This is a genomic window from Marinobacter sp. 3-2 (genome assembly GCF_003751355.1).
In the GTDB taxonomy this organism is placed as follows: Bacteria; Pseudomonadota; Gammaproteobacteria; order Pseudomonadales; family Oleiphilaceae; genus Marinobacter; species Marinobacter adhaerens.
Map to the genome: position 1 here is coordinate 1 of NZ_RJUQ01000003.1, position 20117 is coordinate 20117.

At 51.0% G+C, this 20117-nt stretch carries 19 protein-coding genes and 1 pseudogene; 5 read left to right on the forward strand and 15 right to left on the reverse strand.

Features of this window, described 5'->3' with window-relative positions; translation table 11 throughout:
- Positions 1-369 precede the first annotated feature (369 nt).
- The 11 genes from EDB94_RS01250 to EDB94_RS01305 form a co-directional block, all read right to left on the reverse strand.
- Entirely contained in the window at positions 370-738 is a 369-nt protein-coding gene (locus EDB94_RS01250) for a hypothetical protein (protein WP_108019831.1), read from the reverse strand.
- A gap of 289 nt (positions 739-1027) precedes the next feature.
- The gene (locus tag EDB94_RS01255) at positions 1028-1339 is read right to left on the reverse strand and encodes a hypothetical protein (protein ID WP_108019833.1); all 312 of its coding nucleotides are present in this window, start codon (positions 1337-1339) and stop codon (positions 1028-1030) included.
- 32 nt (positions 1340-1371) lie between these two features.
- A complete protein-coding gene (locus EDB94_RS01260; protein WP_108019835.1) occupies positions 1372-1665 on the reverse strand; it encodes a hypothetical protein in 294 nt (97 codons plus the stop codon).
- A gap of 12 nt (positions 1666-1677) precedes the next feature.
- The gene (locus EDB94_RS01265; protein WP_108019838.1) at positions 1678-1899 is read right to left on the reverse strand and encodes a hypothetical protein; all 222 of its coding nucleotides are present in this window, start codon (positions 1897-1899) and stop codon (positions 1678-1680) included.
- A gap of 215 nt (positions 1900-2114) precedes the next feature.
- Positions 2115-3247, reverse strand: a protein-coding gene (locus EDB94_RS01270) for an IS3 family transposase (protein WP_108019840.1) whose coding sequence is annotated in 2 segments (ribosomal slippage) — positions 2115-2977 and positions 2977-3247 — 1134 coding nt in all. Because the reading frame shifts where the segments join, the coding sequence is not laid out codon by codon here.
- 147 nt (positions 3248-3394) lie between these two features.
- On the reverse strand, positions 3395-3634 hold the full coding sequence (locus EDB94_RS01275; RefSeq protein ID WP_108019842.1) for a hypothetical protein: 240 nt from the start codon (positions 3632-3634) through the stop codon (positions 3395-3397).
- Between the two features lie 34 nt (positions 3635-3668).
- Positions 3669-3950: a hypothetical protein gene (locus EDB94_RS01280; RefSeq protein WP_108019844.1), complete on the reverse strand. Its 282-nt coding sequence runs from the start codon at positions 3948-3950 to the stop codon at positions 3669-3671.
- 289 nt (positions 3951-4239) lie between these two features.
- Positions 4240-4539: a hypothetical protein gene (locus tag EDB94_RS01290; protein WP_108019848.1), complete on the reverse strand. Its 300-nt coding sequence runs from the start codon at positions 4537-4539 to the stop codon at positions 4240-4242.
- A 262-nt stretch (positions 4540-4801) separates the two neighbouring features.
- On the reverse strand, positions 4802-5551 hold the full coding sequence (locus EDB94_RS01295) for a site-specific integrase (RefSeq protein ID WP_108019850.1): 750 nt from the start codon (positions 5549-5551) through the stop codon (positions 4802-4804).
- A 200-nt stretch (positions 5552-5751) separates the two neighbouring features.
- Positions 5752-8427: an ATP-binding protein gene (locus EDB94_RS01300; RefSeq protein ID WP_108019852.1), complete on the reverse strand. Its 2676-nt coding sequence runs from the start codon at positions 8425-8427 to the stop codon at positions 5752-5754.
- Positions 8405-9319: an alpha/beta fold hydrolase gene (locus EDB94_RS01305; protein WP_062786910.1), complete on the reverse strand. Its 915-nt coding sequence runs from the start codon at positions 9317-9319 to the stop codon at positions 8405-8407. Before EDB94_RS01305 ends, EDB94_RS01300 begins: the two co-directional genes overlap by 23 nt.
- A 181-nt stretch (positions 9320-9500) precedes the next feature.
- Between EDB94_RS01305 and EDB94_RS01310 the strand changes: the two genes are divergently transcribed.
- From EDB94_RS01310 to EDB94_RS01330, 5 genes are all read left to right on the forward strand, one after another.
- Complete coding sequence (locus EDB94_RS01310) at positions 9501-9878, forward strand: hypothetical protein (protein WP_062786907.1); 378 nt, start codon at positions 9501-9503, stop codon at positions 9876-9878.
- Positions 9875-10828: a response regulator gene (locus EDB94_RS01315; RefSeq protein ID WP_108019854.1), complete on the forward strand. Its 954-nt coding sequence runs from the start codon at positions 9875-9877 to the stop codon at positions 10826-10828. The genes EDB94_RS01310 and EDB94_RS01315 overlap by 4 nt, the downstream gene beginning before the upstream one ends.
- 20 nt (positions 10829-10848) lie before the next feature.
- Entirely contained in the window at positions 10849-11460 is a 612-nt protein-coding gene (locus EDB94_RS01320; protein WP_181259088.1) for a response regulator transcription factor, read from the forward strand.
- Positions 11461-12001: 541 nt separating this feature from the next.
- The gene (locus EDB94_RS01325; protein WP_062786896.1) at positions 12002-12313 is read left to right on the forward strand and encodes a HigA family addiction module antitoxin; all 312 of its coding nucleotides are present in this window, start codon (positions 12002-12004) and stop codon (positions 12311-12313) included.
- A 360-nt stretch (positions 12314-12673) separates the two neighbouring features.
- A complete protein-coding gene (locus EDB94_RS01330; RefSeq protein ID WP_108019858.1) occupies positions 12674-13906 on the forward strand; it encodes a replication initiation protein in 1233 nt (410 codons plus the stop codon).
- Positions 13907-14252: 346 nt separating this feature from the next.
- Here EDB94_RS01330 and EDB94_RS01335 read toward each other — a convergent pair whose 3' ends face one another.
- The 4 genes and pseudogenes from EDB94_RS01335 to EDB94_RS01355 form a co-directional block, all read right to left on the reverse strand.
- Entirely contained in the window at positions 14253-14798 is a 546-nt protein-coding gene (locus EDB94_RS01335) for a recombinase family protein (protein ID WP_062786891.1), read from the reverse strand.
- A 325-nt stretch (positions 14799-15123) separates the two neighbouring features.
- Positions 15124-16284 (reverse strand): annotated as a pseudogene (locus EDB94_RS01345) (transposase); the annotation flags it as partial.
- Positions 16285-16364: 80 nt separating this feature from the next.
- Positions 16365-19379 carry a Tn3 family transposase gene (locus EDB94_RS01350; protein ID WP_008169784.1) on the reverse strand — a complete coding sequence of 1005 codons (3015 nt, stop codon included), beginning with the start codon at positions 19377-19379 and terminating at the stop codon, positions 16365-16367.
- 200 nt (positions 19380-19579) lie between these two features.
- Positions 19580-20113 carry a hypothetical protein gene (locus EDB94_RS01355; RefSeq protein WP_108019859.1) on the reverse strand — a complete coding sequence of 178 codons (534 nt, stop codon included), beginning with the start codon at positions 20111-20113 and terminating at the stop codon, positions 19580-19582.
- Positions 20114-20117: the final 4 nt, after the last annotated feature.

A 20117-nucleotide genomic window follows, 5' to 3' on the forward strand; every position in this document is an offset into this window, starting at 1 on the left:
TTTCTGGATCTGACCGGAATCGACCGGGTGGTAAGCTTCGAGCCTTTTGGTCGGCAGGCGATTTGGCTCAAGGTGGAATCACCGGACGGTTACTGGACAAGTGGTTGCATGTCAATATCACCGGCCTGGTGGCCAGCGACCTGGTAACGTGCCGGGTATAGCGCACCCGGCCGCGGAATAGACGCAAGTGTGGGCTTGAAATAAAGTTGGTAACAAATCAGCGCCGAAGGCCGCATAAAATGGATTTGCGAACACGACCCTGGAAAATAGAATAGGTAACTTTTGGCAAAAATTCGCTGTTCAAACGCCGGAAAGCCTGCAACCCGTACTAATAAAGTTGGTAACTTTGTACCGAATTCCAATCCCGTTTCATGCTTCAAGTGTTGCAGTTTTTGAGAGTTCTCTATACCAACCAAGCTCTTCTCTTATTGTCGATTCCGTTGGTCTATGCCGAAACCACTGGATGAGAAGCAAGAAGACAATTGGCAGCCAGAGCCAAACCAGCGCTACATAGATCTCCGAAAACAGCCAAATGCTCTCGCCGTGGCTAAGTGCGTAACCTGCCAAACACGCACAGACCGCCAGATACGAGCCCAGCAGCAACGGCACATTTCTCGCAACAGACTTCCGTAGAGATTGCCGGTATTCTCGCTTAGCCTGGCCCAGCAGCGTGGATATGGTCTTACTTGAGTATCTTTCGGACTCAAGCTCATTTTTGGGCACGTCTTTATAGTTCATCAAACCGGGTTCCAATCAGTCGTTACCTTTAGTCGTAGCTCTTCGCATAGCGTCAGTCGGCGGCTGCACACGATTGTCGCAATCAGGCTCCCGACCATTATTTATGTAGCTCAATCCGCTCCCCGGCGTAGACATGAACCATCTCTCATCAAAGGGATTAATTCCTCCTCGATCAGAGACTTTCGCCTTTGAGATCCGATCACGCATCTCTGAGCTAAGAGGCGAAGGATCAATGACATGTATGTTTTTCTGCTCAAAGCTGTTCTTCATAGCGGATTCCAATGCTCAGTTAGATGCCGTATTGCGCCCGAAAGCGCTTCACTTGATCGATTTGATCAGCCAGCCCTCCACCTTCCGAGAGCACTCCCTGAAGCTTAATCAAGGACTCACGGCAACCTTCTTCGTTGGCCACATACTCACGGTTTTCGGCCGTGGTCTGAATGAGACATGAGCTTCGGATCTCAGCATCGACATATCCATTTGCAAAGCCCTCTTTCATAGCCTGAGCGATTTCACGGCCGTCAAAAGTCTCATCTGCGTTAACAGTAAGAGCGAAAAACAACGCGACAGCCGCACCAAGCACTTTTAAAGCTATCTTCATAACTCGGATCTCCCGATTTCCAACGTTTGTGATCAGCCAATAAAAAGCCAGTAAATTGCCACTGGCGCAACTACGAGGCCGATGACACCCACGGTATGAATCGACACAACGCCCCGTTCCGAATCGCGTTCAGAGACTTTACTGAAATAGCGGTACATGTAGTGCGGCCATCTGAATACCATCGCGCTAGCGCCCAAGCAGATAAATGGCAGTACACCAAGCAGTCTCCACTCGGTAACGCCAGTGATGCTGGTCATCGTCGCTCCCACCATGAACAAGGTGGCCAGGAGGGCGAACGTAAGGGCAGTCTTCATTCCATCAGTCATACGTATTCCCACTTAATCAGGTTTGGGCGTTGACCAGCGAATGGCAACAACGATTACGCTCAATACAAAAACGATCGAAAAACCCTTAATTACCCAAACCAGTGCTCCGATCGGAGATTTTGGATCAGCCCCTTCGTTGAGCCACGCCCAGGGGATGCCGATGAAAGCGAACACAAACATTAACGTCAGGGCTAGAAGCCAAAGAACCTTGTATGTTTTTTCAGACTCAAACATTTGCCCGAATTCCCATCATCGTAGTGCAGCCAACGCCATAGCCCGGAATCCATAACCAGCCAAAGCTCCAAAGCTTGCATAAATGAAAAAATGACCAAGCGGAATAGCTGTGTTCGAGAATTGCAATGCGACAAACAATGCAGCGCATGAGGTGGACCCAATCAGTTGGACAACCTGATGGTGTCCCTAAGCTATGATCCGGTTGTTTCCCTGGCTCAGGCTGCCAGAGATATGGGTTGCCCGTAGTACACCTCATCGGGCGTTTGGTAATCAAGGGTTTGGTGGTACCGGGTCTGATTGTAATGCCGGAAGTACCGGTGGAGCGCCTGCTTCAAGTGTTGGCCATCCTCGAAGGCAGTGAGGTAGACGCACTCGTGTTTGAGGCTGCGCCAGAGCCGTTCCACGAAGATGTTGTCATGGTAGCAGCCCTTGCCGTCCATGCTGATCCGGATGCCATGCTCTTTGAGAACGCTTGTGAAGGCCTCGCTGGTGAACTGGACGCCCTGATCGGTGTTGAAGATTTCCGGCGTTCCATGGCGCTGTAGAGCCTCCTCCAGGGCATCGACGCAGAAGTCTGTGTCCATGGTGTTGGAGATCCGCCAGGACAGCACCTTGCGGCTGTACCAGTCGATGATGGCAACCAGATACATGAAGCCCCGCGCCAACGGCACGTAGCTGATGTCAGTTGCCCAAACCTGATTGGGACGATCGATCTTCAAGCCCTTGAGCAGGTACGGGTACACCTTGTGCCCGTCGCCCGGAACACTGGTTCTTGGTCGCGGGTACACGGCCTGAATGCCCATGGTGCGCATCAGCCGCTGCACCCGCTTCCGGTTGATGCGGTAGCCCTGGTGCTGCAAGTGGACCCGCATCTTGCGAGAGCCATAATACGGCGTTTTCAGGTGCTGCTGATCAATCAGGTACATCAGATCCAGATCCTCCTGACATTGCTCACGAGGGACGTAGTACACCGATGAGCGGCTCAGCTTGAGCAGCTCGCACTGGCGCGAAAGACTGACTTGGGGATGACCACGCTCGATCATCGCCAACCGCTGTTGACGGCTTACTGATCGAGCTTGCGCGACAAAAAATCGCGTTCCACCGTCAGTCGACCGATCTCGCGGTAAAGCTCGTCTGTGCTGGGCTCATCGGATTGCTTGCCGGCCTTCCTCTTGCCTTCGAAGAGATCGGGAGCGTTCTCCAGCAGCTCGCGCTTCCAGGTACTGACCATGGTGGGGTGAATCTGGAAACGGGCGGCAATTTCGGATGTGGTCTGGTCACCCTTGAGGGCGGCCAGAGCAACTTTGGACTTGAATGATGCGCTGTATTGCTTGCGTTTCTTGCTCATGATTCTCCTCCTCGTGGAGATGATGAATCAGAGCTTAGGCACCTGTCCAAAATTTGGGGTCCACTTCAGCAGGAGCCAATCCACATAAACAAAAGCTCTAATAGGTGTTGCTTTCTTGTCATCAACGATCTCCCCGAATTCCCATGATTAGTTCTTGTTCCAGTAACCGGCGCTCATCTCATCCTTGACCCTTAAAGGCACTTCTGAGCAGTGTTCACCACACTTCTGCTGCAATGCATTTATGTCATCCAAAGCTGCCATGAGAGCAGCGCCAGTGGCTGTCGCAAAGTCGTAGTTTTTTTGAATCTGAAGCCAGCCAATGAGCCCGACGAATAGGGCAGCTACCGCGGCTCCTGAGAGCGCTCCAAAAATAAGGCCTTCTTTCATATAGCGAACTCCCGTATTCCATTGTGGTTTTGCGTCACTCAATACCGAGCTGCTTTGCAAGCTCAGAAGTGGCAAGGTCAACAGCAAACGCTTCTCCGGTGATATAAAAGACCTTCGAGCCAGTGCGCTTAGGTTCGTAAAGCTGAGCTGTAGTGATCCGGGTGATCATGCCAGGGCATATAAAATGTACTGCCCCTGATTCATCGACAACCTTCTTTTTGGAAAGTTGGGCCTCTGTCAGCATCATGCCCGATAGAGCTTTTAGGGCGTTTGCAACATCCTTGGTGTCAACGGTCTGGGTTATGGTGTTAAACATAGCGTTCCTTATAGCGCTAATTCGTGCGGAATTTTTGAAGTTGCAGTCCTTACGGCTACATACTTTTTGGCGTGTTAACGTTTTCCAATTACCCAAATATTTGTGAGTGGAGATACAGCAAGAGCACAAGGCCAAATCCAACAAGGATTACGATCGCGCCAACGTATGCATCGAACCAAGAAAGTGATTCGCTGATATGCCCCGCTATTATTCCGACGAAGGCAACCACGAAAGAGACAAGCAACGTTTTGTACATGACAGTTTCAGCGTCCATGTTCCCGAATTCCAATCACACATTAAGGCCAGTCTGGCTTGCGAAATCTTCCACCAACATTTCAAGACGTTCCCAAGTTCCATCGAGATAACGAATCAGCAGCGTGTCTCTTTCAGGATCGTTGTAGTACCAACCCTTTTCCTCTTGAATTACGCTCTTAACCAAGCTGAGGTGAATTACTGCCTTCTCACCAGATGCAGTTGTGACTGTCCGGAGGGTCGTAGGGTCACTGTTTTCGATCATTGCCAGAGAAAGCGCCTTTTTGGTCTTTTCTTGCTCAAGCGCTAATTGTGATTCGTGCTTACTTGTAAACATGCTGGTCCTCGTATTCCTATCCGTTTTTGGCGGGAAGCCCCCGCACAGCATCGAGATCTTTCTGGCTAGGGTTGTTGGCAATCCGGCTCATTTGACGTTCGCTAACCCCCCAGCGTTGACCAATTTCAACAAGGGTCCAGCCTTTCTCCCGTGCAGCCTGATGAAAAGCTGTCATCTTACGGCCTGTCATATATGTCTAGTATCTCCACTTTACCATACTAGACGTATATGTCTAGTTTTGGGTTTGCTAATGTTGTGAAATTCACACAGCCGGCTTCACGCCTTTCCAGATACTCTGGAACGCTGCCTTTATTCGTTGAAGGTCCGGATCAATATACTCAAGTGTCATCCCCGGGTTTCGATGGCCAAGTATCAACTGGATAAGCTCCAGGTCATACCCCTTTCGATCCAGCCAGGTCGCCAACGTTCGACGGCCTGAATGGCTGGAGCCGTAGTTAAGCCCCGCCCCTTTGAGTAGTTCACGCACCAGGTTCTCCAGCGATCCACATACTTTCGTAGTCACAACTTCACCGCTACTGGTCTTGTATTTCTTGTCGTTGAAGGCTAACCGTCGCCAAGTCTTCCCGCGCTTGCCCAGGATAAGGTCGGATTCAGGGTCAAGGCCGCCATAGGAACCGTCTTGTGAAGTGAAAGCTCCTTCGGCAATCCGCTGGTCCCGCCATGATAAAAGGGCTTCCCTATGCTGCTTGGCAAGGATAAACCCGGGCCGGTGCTGATCAGTCTTGGTCGTCGGCCCACGGATAATAAACACCTCTTTGAGCGCTCCGTCCCGGTAGAACACATCAGATACCTTCAGGTGTGCCACCTCGTTCACCCGCATGCCGCTCCCAAACAGCATCCAGATGACCGCGACATTCCGGCGACCAAGGTTGCCACGGGAGGCGGCCCAAAGGATGTGTGTTAGCTGCCCGGGACGATCAACAACCTGGGCCTTACCCCGGCCATGCTCTGGATCAGCAAGCAATCTTCGAGTGGGCCTTAGCTTTGGCAATTCATGCTCCTATTCGCTTCTTGGTGCCAAATTCCAATGTACCACGTTAAGCCACCCCCTAACTTAGGGAGACCCCATAAAACAGGCCTTTATGGGAATATTGGGGTACGTCACCGGCTACTGTGCGTATCCCCAGCGGAATGAGTTACCAACTTTATTACCTTGTTACCGACTTTATTACCAGACCACAATCGGACCACTTATGACGTTGCCTGCTTGTCCTTTGTGGATGCAGGGTTGGTCGTTGGGAGCTGATCCGGAGCTGCTGATAGCGTTATTTCGAATGCGGCACCCTTATGGCTTGGAACCAAACGGATCTGACCTCCCATTTGCGTAACCATAGTTTGGCAAATAGACAAGCCAATACCGAGCCCCGAGCTATCGGGGCCTGGGTTGAACGGCTCAAAGAGCGTTGGTATTAAGTGGCCGGGTAGTCCAGGTCCATTGTCCAAAATCTGAAGGCGGCTCACCGGGCCTCCCGGGCCGGTATCTCGACTGGCGATAATGCTGATCTGAGGATTTTGTGATTTGAAGCGATCAAAAGCGTCGAGGGAATTCCCTATCAGATTGCCGATGGTTTGGATCAGGGCATTCTTGTTTCCAAAGACCAACGTGTCATGCAGCCCTTCTTCTGTGATTGTTATCTTGGCTAGGCGCTCAGCATGGAGGGTTTTCGCTTGGGCGACGGCACGATGCAGCGGCACTGACTCCACGACAGGCGTATTCTCAGGGGTCAAGAAGTCTTTGAGATCCCCAACAAGATTGCCGATTCGTTCGAGGCCGATTTGAGCCTCTTCCAAAGCTTCGTTCCGGATATCTAGATTTTTGTGTTTACTCGCAATCCTCACGGCGCTTAAAGCCACATTGAGGGGGTTGCCAATCTCGTGGATCAGAGCTCCTGATAAATGCGATATCGATCGCCACCTCTCGGATTGAATCAGTTGCGCTTCTGATCGGCGTAGATCATCCATTGCGCGGCTCAGTTCATGGTTTCGTTCGCTAAGGGCTTTTTCCAGATTAGACCGCCGTACCAGATTACTCACGCGGGCTTTGAGCTCTACCCAGCTGAAAGGCTTGGCAATAAATTCGTCAATGCCCAGATCTAAGGCATCCTGCTTGAGCGTGTCCCTGGCATTAGCGGTAATCAATAGAATTGGAATTGTAGATGTCGCTGGGTCCTGCTTAAGCTTTCGAGCGACTTCCAAGCCATCTTTCCCCGGGAGCATGTGGTCGAGGAGGATGGCGTGCGGAAGATGGGATGCTATGTGTTCATCGGCTGTAGACCCTTCGTTCAGCCACACCAGGTCATAGTCGGCTTTCAGCGCATCCAGCATCATCGAAGCAATGTCGGGCTCATCCTCTACAAGAATGATCAACGGTTTTCCCGGTGATCGATAGGCTTTACCGGTGGTTTCTGGAGCCGAGCATGTATCAAAATTGAGCAGGTAATCGCTTTCGGCCTCCCTACGAAGGTCCTTATTATCCGTTGGCTGTTGGGCAGGGGCGCCGGCTTGATTTTCTGTCAAGGGAAGCCGAAGAGTAAATGTGGCGCCGTCGCCAGGCTGGCTAAGCACGGAAACGGTGCCCAAGTGGGCCTCTACAATTTCCTTTACCAGGGCAAGCCCTATGCCTGTGCCTTGGGACTGTCTGGAAGTTGAACCGTCGGCCTGCCGATATCGCTGGAAAATAATCTCGTGGTGCTCAGTGCCAATTCCTACGCCATTATCCTCAACTCTCAGGACGGCCTGGTCATTCTCTACGAAGAGTTCAACGTTTATTCGGCCATCGTCAGGGTCGGTAAATTTGTAGGCGTTCTGGATCAGGTTGAAGCAAACTCGTTCTAACTGACTTTCGTTGCCTTCCACCCAGACAGGATATGAGGGCCAACTGGTCGATAATTGACGGTGGTTGTCGCGGCCAAAAAGCGGTGCAAGCTGATCGGTACAAACCTTGAGAACCTCAGCTAGATCGAGGCGGGTGTAGCTTACGGTTGTTTGGGAGGTATTTTCTAACACCATTAGTTCGAGTAGGTCATTGACCAGCTTGGTCAGCCGCCCTCCATTGCGAACGATTTGTTCCAAGACTTTCCTTGCGGGTGCGGGGAGTAGGTTCGCCTGCTGCTGCAAAAGGTGTTTGGCCGGGCCTACAATGACGGCCACGGGTGTTCGCAATTCATGGGAAACGTTAGCAATAAACTCTGATTTTCTGCGGTCCATTTCCTGGAGCGCTTCGTTGGATTTCTGTAGCTGCATTTCTTGTGCGTAGGAATAGAAACGAACCCGATAAGAAAAGTAGGCTGCAAGAATCGCAATCACGCCGGTGAGGAAAATGAAGTAACCGTTGTTTATAACAATCCGCCAAGCATCGTCGGGAATGCCCGCCAAAACGCTGACGAATAGGTAGGCCATCACCGAAAACGTGGTGTAAAAAACCGCCTCTCGAAAGGTCAGACCCATGATGAAACCAATACCGATCATCACCAGGTTGATACCCGCATAGTAGGGTGAAACGGCTCCCTCAGTGACATAAATAATCACGCACACCGTGGCGATGACTGATCCAGTAAAGATGGCAGTAATCCTGAAGAGGTGAGGGCGCATCGAGGGGAGGGTTGTTAGGCCGAACATCAAAGCGAGGAACCCGACCTCGAAAAGCCGGAGGGCTGTAAATTGCGCGAAATGATCAGGGTAAACAATGTAGTCGAGCGGGATGCCCAGTGTCACGATGACAATGCTCACTAGGCATCCGATCTGGTTCAGATACGCCCGATCTGCCCAGTTTTTTTCACGAAAGCCTGCGCGATATTCATCCAGATGTCCAAGATCTCGAAAGGCCGGACTGAATCGTCCGAGCTTAGCGTGCAGTTTCTTCAACATCGGCCTTGCTCGATACTCGATCCATAAAAGACGTCATGGCTGCGTGATACAGAGGCCAGTTCTCAAACATTGGCAAGTGGCCTGATCTGTCGATCAGAGTCATTTTGCTATTGGTGAGGGCCGCATGGAGGGCTTCAGTATTGGGGATAGGAACGTAGGGGTCCTGGTTGCCCGACATAACAAGCACTGGAGCTGTAACCTTTGGCATATAGGGTCTCAGGTCAAGACTTGCCAAGTCGCGGAAGTAACTTGCCATCGAAAGACCGGATATAGCCTTCAACGCGGGGAAATAGTAGCTAACGTAGTGGTTGGCATCGGTATCCTCGAAAAACCGATCTGGCTCAGCGACAACATCCCGCATGAAGATCTTATGGACTCCCAAAGAGACCGCATTAACTTTCAGGCCGAGAGCAATCAATGAGCGCCCTGGGAGACCAAATTTAGCCAGCCGTTGGAACGCTGCGTAGATCCCTCCTTCTTCTTTTCCCGACAAAGATCCGCCGATAGAAACGACACCCTCTACTTTTTCAGGGCGGGCTGCCGCTGCCAGCAAAGCCGCATGAGCTCCGGTAGAATGCCCCACCAGAACGCACCTACGTTGACCAATGAGAGCTTCGATCTGGGAGAACACTGCCTCCACCAGTCGACCTGGAGTAATCTGTTCTCCCGATTTCAAGGCCGGTGCGGGATAGTGTCCCGGTAGCGCAATGGAGTAAACCGGACGGTCTCCAAAAACACTAAGATGCTTGGGATACCAGAAGTAGATTGAACAGAGCAGACCATGAATCAATACGACCGGCGTGCCTGGTGCTTGCTCGTTGAACGCCAGGCAGGTTAATCCATCTACATTCACTGTTCGCGGGATGCCATGATTGGCAAACGCATGATTCATGACCGGGATTCCTTTCACTAAACGATCCTAGTTGGCCATACTACCGCTTGTAGATAGCCAAGGTCGTGCTCAAGGGCCGGTTTTTGGACGCGGATCACCTTTTCACATATCGCGTTAATGCACACTTAAAAGCGCTCGAAGTATTTGGCACTGAAGCCACCTTATTCTTGCAAGGATTAGCATGACCGACTGGAAAACCCGCATTGTGTTTGCGGGGCCTGATGGAAAATTCCCTGCTCCGGAGCTCTCCGGACTCGGCGATGTTATTCACATCTCCTTCGCGGAGACGCGCCTGCCGGCTTACGATCTTTTAGTCTTGGTCGATCCGCCGCTTGACTGGCTGGAGCGCACTCACCTGGAAAGGGTTACAGGTGCGGTCTCACTATTGGCGATGTCTTCGCCAACTGCCCAGCATATCCGGGTTGGCCTAAATCGCCTCGGCGTGGACGTAATCTGTGATATTGACGCGATTTACATCGAAGTGGAGCGGCTGCGAAGTCAGCTTTGGACTGCCAGGGCCAAGCAGGCCATATTGTCGCTGGAGCAAGAAAGCCAATGACGCCAACTCGAGTTGGACTGATCGACGATGAAACTCAGGCGCTGAAAATGTTTCAGTGGGAGTTCGGTGAACAGTTCGAGGTTTATACGTTTATCAGTGGTGAGGACGCCTTGGCCGCGCTTGCTGACGGTCTTGTAATTGATGTCCTTATTTCAGACCAGCGAATGCCGAAAATGCCAGGGGATTCGGTTTTAGTAGCGATTCGTCAACGATTTCCGGACATCCAATTATTGATTACAACGGCCTTCGCAGACGTTGAGCCCCTGCGGCGATGCGTAAACGAAGCGGGTGTTTATGGTTACATTGAGAAGCCATGGAAGCCCGACTTGATCGTAAAAATGGTCGAAGAGGCGCGGGCAAAGCAACTTCAGAAGGAATTGGAAAACGCTCGCACTCAAGCGCATATCAAAGCCTGGGAGGAAAAGACTCGCGGACGACGTATTGGAGATATCCGGTCAATTTGTAATGTCTTGGAGCTTCCGGAGACCGTTGCTGACAAGTACCTCGATGTGGTTACCAAGGTTGCATCCACGCACACATCCCACTGGACAGACGTTGGGTTGCTGTCGGAATCCGATGATGACCGCATTGCCTTGGATTTTCTGCGAGCTTGCCAATTGATTTGCGCTGAGGAGCCCCGCCACTCGAATGCTCGCCACACAGACAGCATTCCACTGGTCCGCTCCATGGAGCTCATAACTCGGTGCAGTGGCCCGCCTGGCCCGTCATTCGATGTTACGAAAGAGGAAGGCCGGCTGACTGTAAACTTTGATGCATGCGGCGCATTTGGAGATTCGTATTTAGACCCTCTATCTGCCAGGGATCAGGAAACACTTTTCCGGAATGCACTCTTGCTTTTGGCGTTGGCGGAAATGGAAAGGGTTGGGTGGAGCCTGACGGTGGATCCAAGGGAGGATCGCCTTATGGGCTCTGTGACATTCCCAACGTAGTGGGTAGTAAGGAGTGCGGTATGGATACCGATATTCTGGTGATACACCAGCACCGGTTAATCTTGGATATGTTAGAGCTTGGTTTACAAAACCAACTGCCTGATCTGGAGGTGGAGACTCAGCTGACAGTGCTGGGATCCGATCAGATGAAGCTGAAACCCAAGATTATCATTATAGAAGTAGAACAATTGAGTCGGGTCGCATTCAGGAACCTGGAGCCACTACGTCAACGTTATCCAGGCACTCGAATTGTGGTGCTGGGCTCCCATCCTCGGCCGCAGGTTCTTCTGGCTCGTGGCGTTCATACCTTCATTGACCTAAACCAATCGCTTGATGGAATAACAGAACGAGTTCGAGAGATAGTACAAGGTCGGGGAAGCGGGTTGATGGTCCGGCCAACTGAGGACGGTCAGCCAAACTCTGTCTTTGATCGCCTATCGGAGCGGGAGCGGGAGGTTTTGCGAGGGTTGTGCGACGGCCTGAAATCGGTCGACATAGCCTCAAAACTAGAGATTAGTCCACAAACGGTGCACTCCTATGTCAGTCGGATCTGCGAGAAGCTTGAGGTCGAAACCCGGCAAGAAAGCGTCTTCTTGGCGATGAGGCACCAGGATGAGTGGCATGTATTGTAATTTTTACATTTGTCTTATTTTTCCTACAGACGCTTATTTTACCCGGACTTAAACTAGCACCTATATAATCTTATATAGGAATTTGGGGTATGGATACCGCAGTATTTCAGGGTTCAGAGTTTGTTTGTGTTCGCCAGAATGGACGGTTGAAGACAAATTTCCCGCAGCTCGTGTGGTTGGAGGCTTCATTGGCCTGGGATCGGTGCGCCAATGATGAAGACCTACTATCCTCCCTTGCAGTGAATATGCTTCAGCATCTGTTCCCTGGTAGCGAATGGCCTATGGCACAGGGTCAGTGTTCGCATTGTGCGAAGCTTCTGTATCCGGCGTTTGTTGCTGAGATCCTATCCTCAATGCCCGAAAATGGCGGAAACCTACCAGTAGAAGTGGTTCGTGAATGGGCGTACGAGAGACTTTCCTGTAATCAGATTCCAGAATTGAATCAATGCGCTAGTTGATCAAGTGTAGCGGACTCGGCGACGCTCTTGCGCAGTGTTGCCTGTGCCGCTACACTGCGATAGTCAGTCGTAGGGGTTCAGCCATGAAAAAATTTAAGCCAGAACATCCAGGTAAGTTTTTAGAGCGGGAATTAAAGCGATTCCAGCTGCCTAAAAAACCGACTGCTGAGAACCTTCAGATCGCTCGAACGACACTGTATCGCATCATCGATGGCGAGCTGGACGTTACGGTAGAGCTGGCTTTGAAGCTTGAGGCGGCCTTTGGATACCCGGCCGATCACTGGTTGAGCCTGCAACTCGAATACGACCTATGGAAAGCCCGCAAGAGTGCCAACGTCACAGGCATTCGGCGGATGGTTCCCGAACAAATTCAAGCGGAGTTCGCCATGCTGTAATTAATCGGCATAAAAAAAGGCCCGTCTGGTAAACGGGCCTTTTTTCGAAATATTTGGCACCAAGCTGCAACTTGAGTGCCGTAGAAGGTGGGCGCTACGCACACACAACTCCTCAACAGTTGTAAGTGTAGCGCGACCCACCCCTGTGTTCAACTTTTGGGGTCAAAAAATGGCGCTACAGTGGAGCCACGCCCCCTCGAAGGATCGAGGATCAGAGCGTGGCAAAGAAGAATAACAACGCCTCTAACAGTTCGTGGGTCTCGTGCCGCCGGCTCGGTCTACCAACTGGAAACCATACGTCTACATCCGGTCGTGTCCCTCGGGGTATCGATAACCTCCTGAAAGAGTGGGAGGTTATGCATGGCTGAGCGGACAGCACGGACGTACACGCCCCCCTATCAATATCGAAATCAGCGATCTCCTCTTTCCCGTGTAATTGAGGAAATGCCATATCTGGCGCGCTGTTCGGACAACAAAACCGCTGGGTTGGTTCGGCCCAGGGAATTCGCGGTCAAACATCCCTACATCCAGGTAAACCGAGCTAACGTGGTTTCATGGCTGATCTTTGACCTTGATCATGCGAACGCCACAATCTGGCAAGACCAGGATCTGCCCCCTCCGAACCTGGTTGTGAGGAATCGTCGAAACGGTAAGGCTCATCTGTTCTACGCAATAGAGCCGGTTTTGACTGGAGAGAATGCTCGCGCCAAACCCATTGCTTTCATGAATGCGGTCTACGATGCCTTCCGAATGCGGCTGGATGCTGATGCGGCTTATAGCGGGCCCGTAGCGAAAACGCCTGGCCATCGGTGGTGGGAGACTACCGAATTCCATGACCACGTTTATGACCTTGCTGAACTTGCAGAACACGTAGAGCTGACTGTAAAGCCTTACTGGAGCAAGGAACCCAATTTAGATTCTGTCGCTCATTCTCGCCACTGTACCTTATTCGAAAAGCTACGTTTTTTTGCCTATTCCATTGTGGGGGAAGAGCGCGATAAAGGCTCCTATCAATCGTTTTGCCGGAAGCTTCGACAGTTTGCCAATCAGCAGAATTGTTTCAGTTTGCGAGGGCACAAGGAGAACCTTCGACAAAGCCAGGTAAGGGCAACTGTTAAAAGCGTGGGACGATGGACCTGGACGAGGTACACCGGCCGGTCCGACTGTCACCGAGGCGTCATGGCTCTCAATGGGGACCTCCCGCTTGATGAAAAGCAGCGGTTGGCCGCAAAACGGACGCACCAGGTTCGACGAACAGTTACGGAACGAACGATCAGGCAGGCTTGCGAAAAGTTAAAACGTGATGGCCAGCCATTGACGATGGTGGGAGTGGCAAAAGTTGCCGGGGTATCACGGCAGACCATCGCTCGATATAGGCACGTTCTAAACGAATCGCCTCAACGCACTCAATCGGATGACTCAAAAGTACTCCATTTGCCGTTGCGGTCCCTGAAACCTGTGTTTGTTAGTTATGGTGTCTATCAGATATCTGCACTGCGTTTGAGGGTTGCCTTATTAGGGGATGAGGTTGGAATAGTGGACTGGTTAAATTGGGTTCGGCGCCAATTTGAGCCTGAACGTGGTTCGGGTTAGGGATGTTCGATGGTTAGTGCTTACGATGGTGGATCTTTTACAGACCTGTTATGGCGTGCTTTCGAAGTGCCGGCGTGGAGGAGTCAGAATGTAGTGTGGCTCGGATCGACTTCAGTTTCGGTTACGGTTGACCTGGAGACAAACTTATATCCATGCCTCTTTCGTAGCTTTGATGCTTCACGGATGGTTGCTTTCACCTCTGAGATATCGCTACAACGAATGAGCTTGTAATTACCGTGTTTGCTGTTCCGGCTACCCCAGATACAAAGTACGGCGAGATCCCCGAATAAGTCCTTCTGAATTTTAATTCGGTAGTAGCGGGTAGGAGTTTGCCAGGTGAGTGCAGTCATCTTTTCAGGTGTCTATAAAGCGTAGTGCGGTCTACATCGAAGTGTTTGGCTACTGATGAAAGGCTCTCGCCTCCGTCAATTAGGATGCGGGCCTGCCTGACCTGGTCTTTTGTCAGTTTTGGTGGTCGGCCGCCTACTCTCCCTCGCTTTCTTGCAGCTTTTAGCCCGGCTTTTACTCGCTCTTGAACCAAGCGGCGTTCGAATTCTGAAAGCGCTCCAAAAATTTGAAATACCAGGTTGCCCGTGGCGGAGGTTGTATCAATAGGATCATGTAGCGATCGAACCCCGACACCGCGGGTTTTTAGGTCTTCGACAATCTCGATTAGATCCCGAAGCGATCGTGCAAGGCGGTCCAGTCTCCAAATAATAAGGGTGTCCCCTTCACGAAGGGCTTTCAAGCAGGCAATCAGTTCTGGACGATCTCTGGTCGATCCGCTGAACTTGTCTTGGTAGATCTGCTGACACCCTGACTCTTGAAGCTCATCAATCTGAAGTTCTGGATTTTGGTCAGTTGTACTGACTCGGGCATAGCCTATGAGCATGGTGCACCTTTAGCCACATGGTTTTTGCATCATATGTTTTGCAATAGGGTTTCGCAACATTTGATGGCGAATTTCCCGCGACTTCATAGGTTTTTTTCTGAGTGTTGCGAAAACAACTGTTTCTGCAACACTATCGGCGAACACAATTCACGCTGGATGCTGGTCTCAAAAAATTAGTAGGGCAGGATGGTGCGGATCGATTCCAACAGCTCAGCAAATTGTTCGACTGAGCTCAAGGGCCAGGAGTGGAGGCTGACAATAACAAGAATGAGGGTCGGCAACGATTCTGACGAAATCCTCCAGAAAGTGCACTAACCTATTGGATTTAAATTATTTTTGTATTGTAGCTCATGGGTGAAACCTGCCGATCAAAATCAAGCGTATAATCGCCGAATCGATTGATATGGTCCGTGCGGTATGGGGCCAACCCTTTGAGAATATCGTGATCTATATGATGACCTTGATCCTTGAGAGCTTTAAGAGTCAACGTCATCGACTCCACATTGTGAAGAATGACCAGGTTGGCCACCAAATGGTTATATTTGATCACCTTCCGTTGCTCGTGGCGGATATTCTCGGCGATCACCCCCTCGCCGCCGAAGAATAGCCATTTCACGAACTGGTTGAATTCTTCCGTTTTGTTCGTTTCCGCATGAATGGTTCGCCGCAACTCCACGTTGCCAATGTAATCCAAAAGAAAGGTCGTCCGAACAACCCTCCCCAGTTCCCGGAAAGCAAAGTAGAGTTTGTTCTTGAGGCTTGCGGTACCCAAGCGCCGCAGTATCGTGGAGGGTGCGATCTTGCCAGCCTTGATCGATAGCGCCACCCGGAGCATGTCGGGTACATGTGTTTCAATCAGTTTCCAGTTGACGGTTTCGCTGAATAAGGCATTGATGTGCTCATACCGCTGGCGTTTATCGGGCTTGTAGAACACCAGTTGCTTCAGATTCCGGATTCGGGGCATGAGGTTGATACCCAGCAGATAAGCCAACCCGAAGACGGGCGCACTTTGCGCCTGGGTATCGCCATGCAAGGTGTCGGGCTGGATATCGGAATCGTTTTTGATCAGCCCATCAAGGATGTAAATGGCCTCATAAACGCCGCAAGGAATGAAGTGGCTGAACAGCGCGATGTATTTATCCGAGACGTGGTAGTAGCCCACCCCGCCATAGCCACCGTACCGTATGTGGTATTCCGATAGCAGGTTCTGTTCGTACAGGTTCCATTTTGTGCCATCGGCGGCGGCCCGCTGGCCCGTTCCCCAGTGTCGCGGCAGCCGGTAGCGGTTGTAGGCATTGATAACCTGTACAATCGCCTGCTCCAGGCGCTCTTCGGTGACGTGCCGCAGGTTGAGCCAGGACACCTGCCGGCGATTAAGCGTCGTGATGGATCGCGCGGTCTGAGTTGGCCCGAGATTGCAGCCATAGCAAAATAAGGTCGAAACAAAGCGGGTACGGGGGTCGTCCAGCTTGCCCTCAAATCCGGAAAGTGGGGTTCTAGGGATTTTCCGTCCAAAAACGACAAAGTGCTCTGGAGGCCTCTCTGGCCGTGGCCTCCAGAGGGGTATTACTTTTCCCTGACAGGTAAATATCCCTCGATTGAGCGCATAAGCTCCTCCAGTTCTGGCAATTTTTCGCTCAATTCGAAATGGTAAGTCCCCTTGAGGTTAATGTTGTGCCAAGCCACAGGGGAGGCCTGTTTGACGATTCCTATTCTATGGGCGTCTCCATGGTATTCGAAGCTGGTCAGCAGCTGACTGAGTATCCTGGAGTTGAAATAGATGATGGCATTGGTGACTAGACGAGCGCACTCATTCCATAGCTGGATTTCTTCGTCTGAACTGCCCCGGAACTGATCCCCATTTACGCTGCTCACTGCCCTACGCAGTTGGTGATAGGCCTCTCCACGATTCAGCGCGCGCTGAACATAGTTTCTTAAACTGGCATCATCGATGTAGCACAGTAGATAATTCGCTTTCACCAGGCGGTTGTATTCAGTCAGGGCTTCCAGCAACGGGTGATTGTGCTTGTATCCCGAGAGCTTTCTCACCAAGGTGGCTTGTGTTGTTTTCCGTTGTTTAAGCGATACTGCGATCCGTTGGATGGTATCCCAGTGCTGCGCAATTCGATGCGTGTTAATGGGCTTTTTCAAGCGTAGCTGTATTCTATGGTCTTTGTCTTCCTTGACATCAAACATGTCATTGATCACTTTACCGACCTGGGCATAGCGCGGGGCAAACTGGTATCCGAACAGATCGAGCAACGCGAAATTCACATGGTTCACACCATGGGTGTCGGTTGAGAGCACATCCGGAATAATGTCTGACGTATTGCTCATCAACAAATCAAAGATGTAGTGAGATTCATGCTCGTTGGCACCAATTACCCTGGCATTAATGGCCGTATGATTGGCGATTAGGCTCATAGCAGAAACGCCTTTTTGTGTACCGAAGTATTTCGACGAGTAACGGGTTTTGAACGTCTCGCGCCGGGCTCCGAACTTTTGGCCGTCGGCACTTGCGTGTAAAACATCCTCCTGGATGTTGTAGTGCCTGAAGATGGGCAGCTTGGCGGTCGCGTTATTGATGTTGTCGTTGGCATCATTCAAGGTTTCCAAACGTAGGTAGTTTGCCTGGATGGTGCTGAGCTGATCATAGGTACGATCAGAGATCTGTGCCATACCGTAAATGCCTTGATTGGTTGCATTGCCGACCAGAATTGCCAACAGATCATATTCATGGGAACGGCTTCTGGATTGGGAACCCAGCACATGCGCGAAGCAGTCTATGAAGCCGGTGTCACGATCCACCATGCGCAGTACATCCGCGACACCCGTTGTAGGGATTTGCTGGAAGAAGGGATTGTTGACCAGATGATGTTTGCTGGCCGAAGGTAAGCGCCAGAAGTGTTTACCCTGCGGATTGCGCAAGATGATATTCCGGTTGTCTTCCTGTTCAAGATATTCACCGACCTCGAATAAACGGGTATCCAATTCAGTGGCCATCTGCTTTATCAGTTTCTCAGGCTCTTTGGCCAAATCGGTTAGCTGGCTCTGTTGCAGCAGCGTATATTTATGTTTTCGCCAATGCTCCCCGTCGATCAGATCAGCATCAAGCGCCCGGTATTTAATGACTTCAGGCAGTGTTAGTTGGCCATTCAGGCGATCAGGAATCTGCTGATAGAGGAACCACTCATAACGATCTAACAGGATGTTACCGTCACGATCCAGCAGGTATTCGTGTACTTTTTTCGGTAGAAACCGGGTATCGGCGGTTTGCAATTGGGCCAGGGTGTCGATTTCGCCTTGTGCTTTCGCCAAGGCAGTCGCTAAGTGCTGAGTGCCATCGCTGCCTTCAAAGCGCAGACATCGAAATAACTCTCGCAGTAAACCTTTACGCAGGCTTTCTTTCTCGTCGTAGTATTGCCACATGGCTTCATCGACTGATCGCCGCTGCTCGTTCAAGAAGAGACATACCGATTCCAGATCCTTTTTGGCCAGGAGGTTCAGTGCTTTTTGTCTTACTGTTGCAAACGGTAGTTGCAGATCAATTTCGTCATCAATGAATAGATGGAGCACTTCGGCCGCCTTGCTGACATTTTTGGCCGCTTTTTGCCAATCCTGATACACCGCTTCTTTTGCGTACTCCTTTGCCTTCTGTTTGGTCTGCCTGACATGATGCACAAAACCATCGGCAATACGTTCGAGTGCTTGTTGCCATCGCGTTTGCAAATAGCACAACAAATACAGCCGTTGGTTGCTTATGGTTTGCCGTTTCAGTTTGGCGCCGTAGTAGTCGACTTTCTCCGCCAGGTGTTGTTGATTTTTCTGCGACAGTGAAAGCAGGCTCAAGAGCAGGTCCACTTCTGACATCCAATGCTGGATGTTGCGATAGACAACCAGCTCTTTCTCAAGTTCGGTTCCAGTGAAGTTACGAGCCGATTGTCGCAACTGCCGGAACGGTAGTGCACCTTCGCCGTTTACGAGATCCGCCAGTGCATGCTTAAGATCTTGTGACATTGCACGCTCAAGGCGGTTGGCCATGTCTTCCTGTTCATCTCCCACCACTTGACTGATGATCTTTTGCAGCGTGCTGTAGGCAGGGATCGCTATCTTCTGTCTCGAACAATACTCAATGGCCGCATCGAAGAGGTGTCTTGGAGCCGTCCAGGCTCTGGCTTGCTGGGATAAGTAGGCGCTCAACGCAGCTCCGTGGTCTTTGGCATTCCAGCGCTGGTAGTTGCAGAGTTGGAAAATACGTTGGTAAATCCGTTCGTTCTCTTTTGGCGTGAGATTAAAGGGTCTACAGCCCGGCCCTGGTAGAATGGTTTGATAAACGTATTTGAGATCCTGCTTGATCTGGTGGAAACCGGGATGAAGCACCGCCGGCTTGGCCTTGAAATAGCCCAGCAGTACAACCAGCATGTAGCGCTGACCCCGGTGACGTAGGCTTGTAGCGATAGCCAGTTCCTTATCGTTCAGCGAGAAAAAGAAGCGTTGGTCTGCTGAGGTGAAAGCGGGAGGTCCATAAAACTGTTCTTGTTCCGCCTCGGACAAGATTTGAACACGTTCATCGAATGCCATGGATTTAGCCTAAAAAGGCCAAATCTTACCCAATCAGAGCCAAAATAGGGATATGGAAAAAGTAATACCCCTCTAGAGGCCATAGATGGCGGGGCTTCCAGAGCACTTTGTCGTTTTTGGACGGAAAATCCCTAGAACCCCTATCTGAAGCAACAATTAAAAGACCGGTGAAAAAGAACACGCGTTCGTCCGATGACCCTTCAGTTTGCTTCCAAATGATGCATGATCTGGAGTGCAACGTCTTTGGCGGGTTTCTCCGAGTTATCAATTTCCAACGTATTCCTATGATGAATAGGGAAGAACCGCCACTGCGACAGCAGCTCCGAAAGGTGTTGCTCGCATGAGATTTTGTGGGACTTTTGGCGCTCTACGCTGCTGGAACGGCTGATTAGCACGTCATGCCTTGGCGAAAGATGGACCGGGAACACCTGAATATTTTCAGATTCGAAGAAATCGAGATACCGTTTTATTTCTTCCCTGTCCTCCTCTGCGCATGTCATGAAGGTCATCGCAATCCGTTGCACCCCTAATTCATTCGCCTTGGATAGGGTTTGGCGTCGGATCGAGTTAGTGAAGTCGTGGAAGTCCTTCTCCCCGAACTCATCATAGATGGACAGGCTGAGATCCACCGCCAGGTGGTTGTGAAAGAGCTTGAAGCCATGTTCTTTCTCAAGCGCTTTGGCGACCGTCAGTTTCCCTGCAGCCGGCGGGCCGTGAAGCCAGACAAGTTTCATTGCG

Coding starts and splice junctions, on each gene's coding strand:
- EDB94_RS01250 (WP_108019831.1), bottom strand. CDS start 738: ATGAACTATAAAGACGTGCCCAAAAATGAGCTTGAGTCCGAAAGATAC.
- EDB94_RS01255 (WP_108019833.1), bottom strand. CDS start 1,339: ATGAAGATAGCTTTAAAAGTGCTTGGTGCGGCTGTCGCGTTGTTTTTC.
- EDB94_RS01260 (WP_108019835.1), bottom strand. CDS start 1,665: ATGACTGATGGAATGAAGACTGCCCTTACGTTCGCCCTCCTGGCCACC.
- EDB94_RS01265 (WP_108019838.1), bottom strand. CDS start 1,899: ATGTTTGAGTCTGAAAAAACATACAAGGTTCTTTGGCTTCTAGCCCTG.
- EDB94_RS01275 (WP_108019842.1), bottom strand. CDS start 3,634: ATGAAAGAAGGCCTTATTTTTGGAGCGCTCTCAGGAGCCGCGGTAGCT.
- EDB94_RS01280 (WP_108019844.1), bottom strand. CDS start 3,950: ATGTTTAACACCATAACCCAGACCGTTGACACCAAGGATGTTGCAAAC.
- EDB94_RS01290 (WP_108019848.1), bottom strand. CDS start 4,539: ATGTTTACAAGTAAGCACGAATCACAATTAGCGCTTGAGCAAGAAAAG.
- EDB94_RS01300 (WP_108019852.1), bottom strand. CDS start 8,427: ATGTTGAAGAAACTGCACGCTAAGCTCGGACGATTCAGTCCGGCCTTT.
- EDB94_RS01305 (WP_062786910.1), bottom strand. CDS start 9,319: ATGAATCATGCGTTTGCCAATCATGGCATCCCGCGAACAGTGAATGTA.
- EDB94_RS01310 (WP_062786907.1), top strand. CDS start 9,501: ATGACCGACTGGAAAACCCGCATTGTGTTTGCGGGGCCTGATGGAAAA.
- EDB94_RS01315 (WP_108019854.1), top strand. CDS start 9,875: ATGACGCCAACTCGAGTTGGACTGATCGACGATGAAACTCAGGCGCTG.
- EDB94_RS01320 (WP_181259088.1), top strand. CDS start 10,849: ATGGATACCGATATTCTGGTGATACACCAGCACCGGTTAATCTTGGAT.
- EDB94_RS01325 (WP_062786896.1), top strand. CDS start 12,002: ATGAAAAAATTTAAGCCAGAACATCCAGGTAAGTTTTTAGAGCGGGAA.
- EDB94_RS01330 (WP_108019858.1), top strand. CDS start 12,674: ATGGCTGAGCGGACAGCACGGACGTACACGCCCCCCTATCAATATCGA.
- EDB94_RS01335 (WP_062786891.1), bottom strand. CDS start 14,798: ATGCTCATAGGCTATGCCCGAGTCAGTACAACTGACCAAAATCCAGAA.
- EDB94_RS01350 (WP_008169784.1), bottom strand. CDS start 19,379: ATGGCATTCGATGAACGTGTTCAAATCTTGTCCGAGGCGGAACAAGAA.
- EDB94_RS01355 (WP_108019859.1), bottom strand. CDS start 20,113: ATGAAACTTGTCTGGCTTCACGGCCCGCCGGCTGCAGGGAAACTGACG.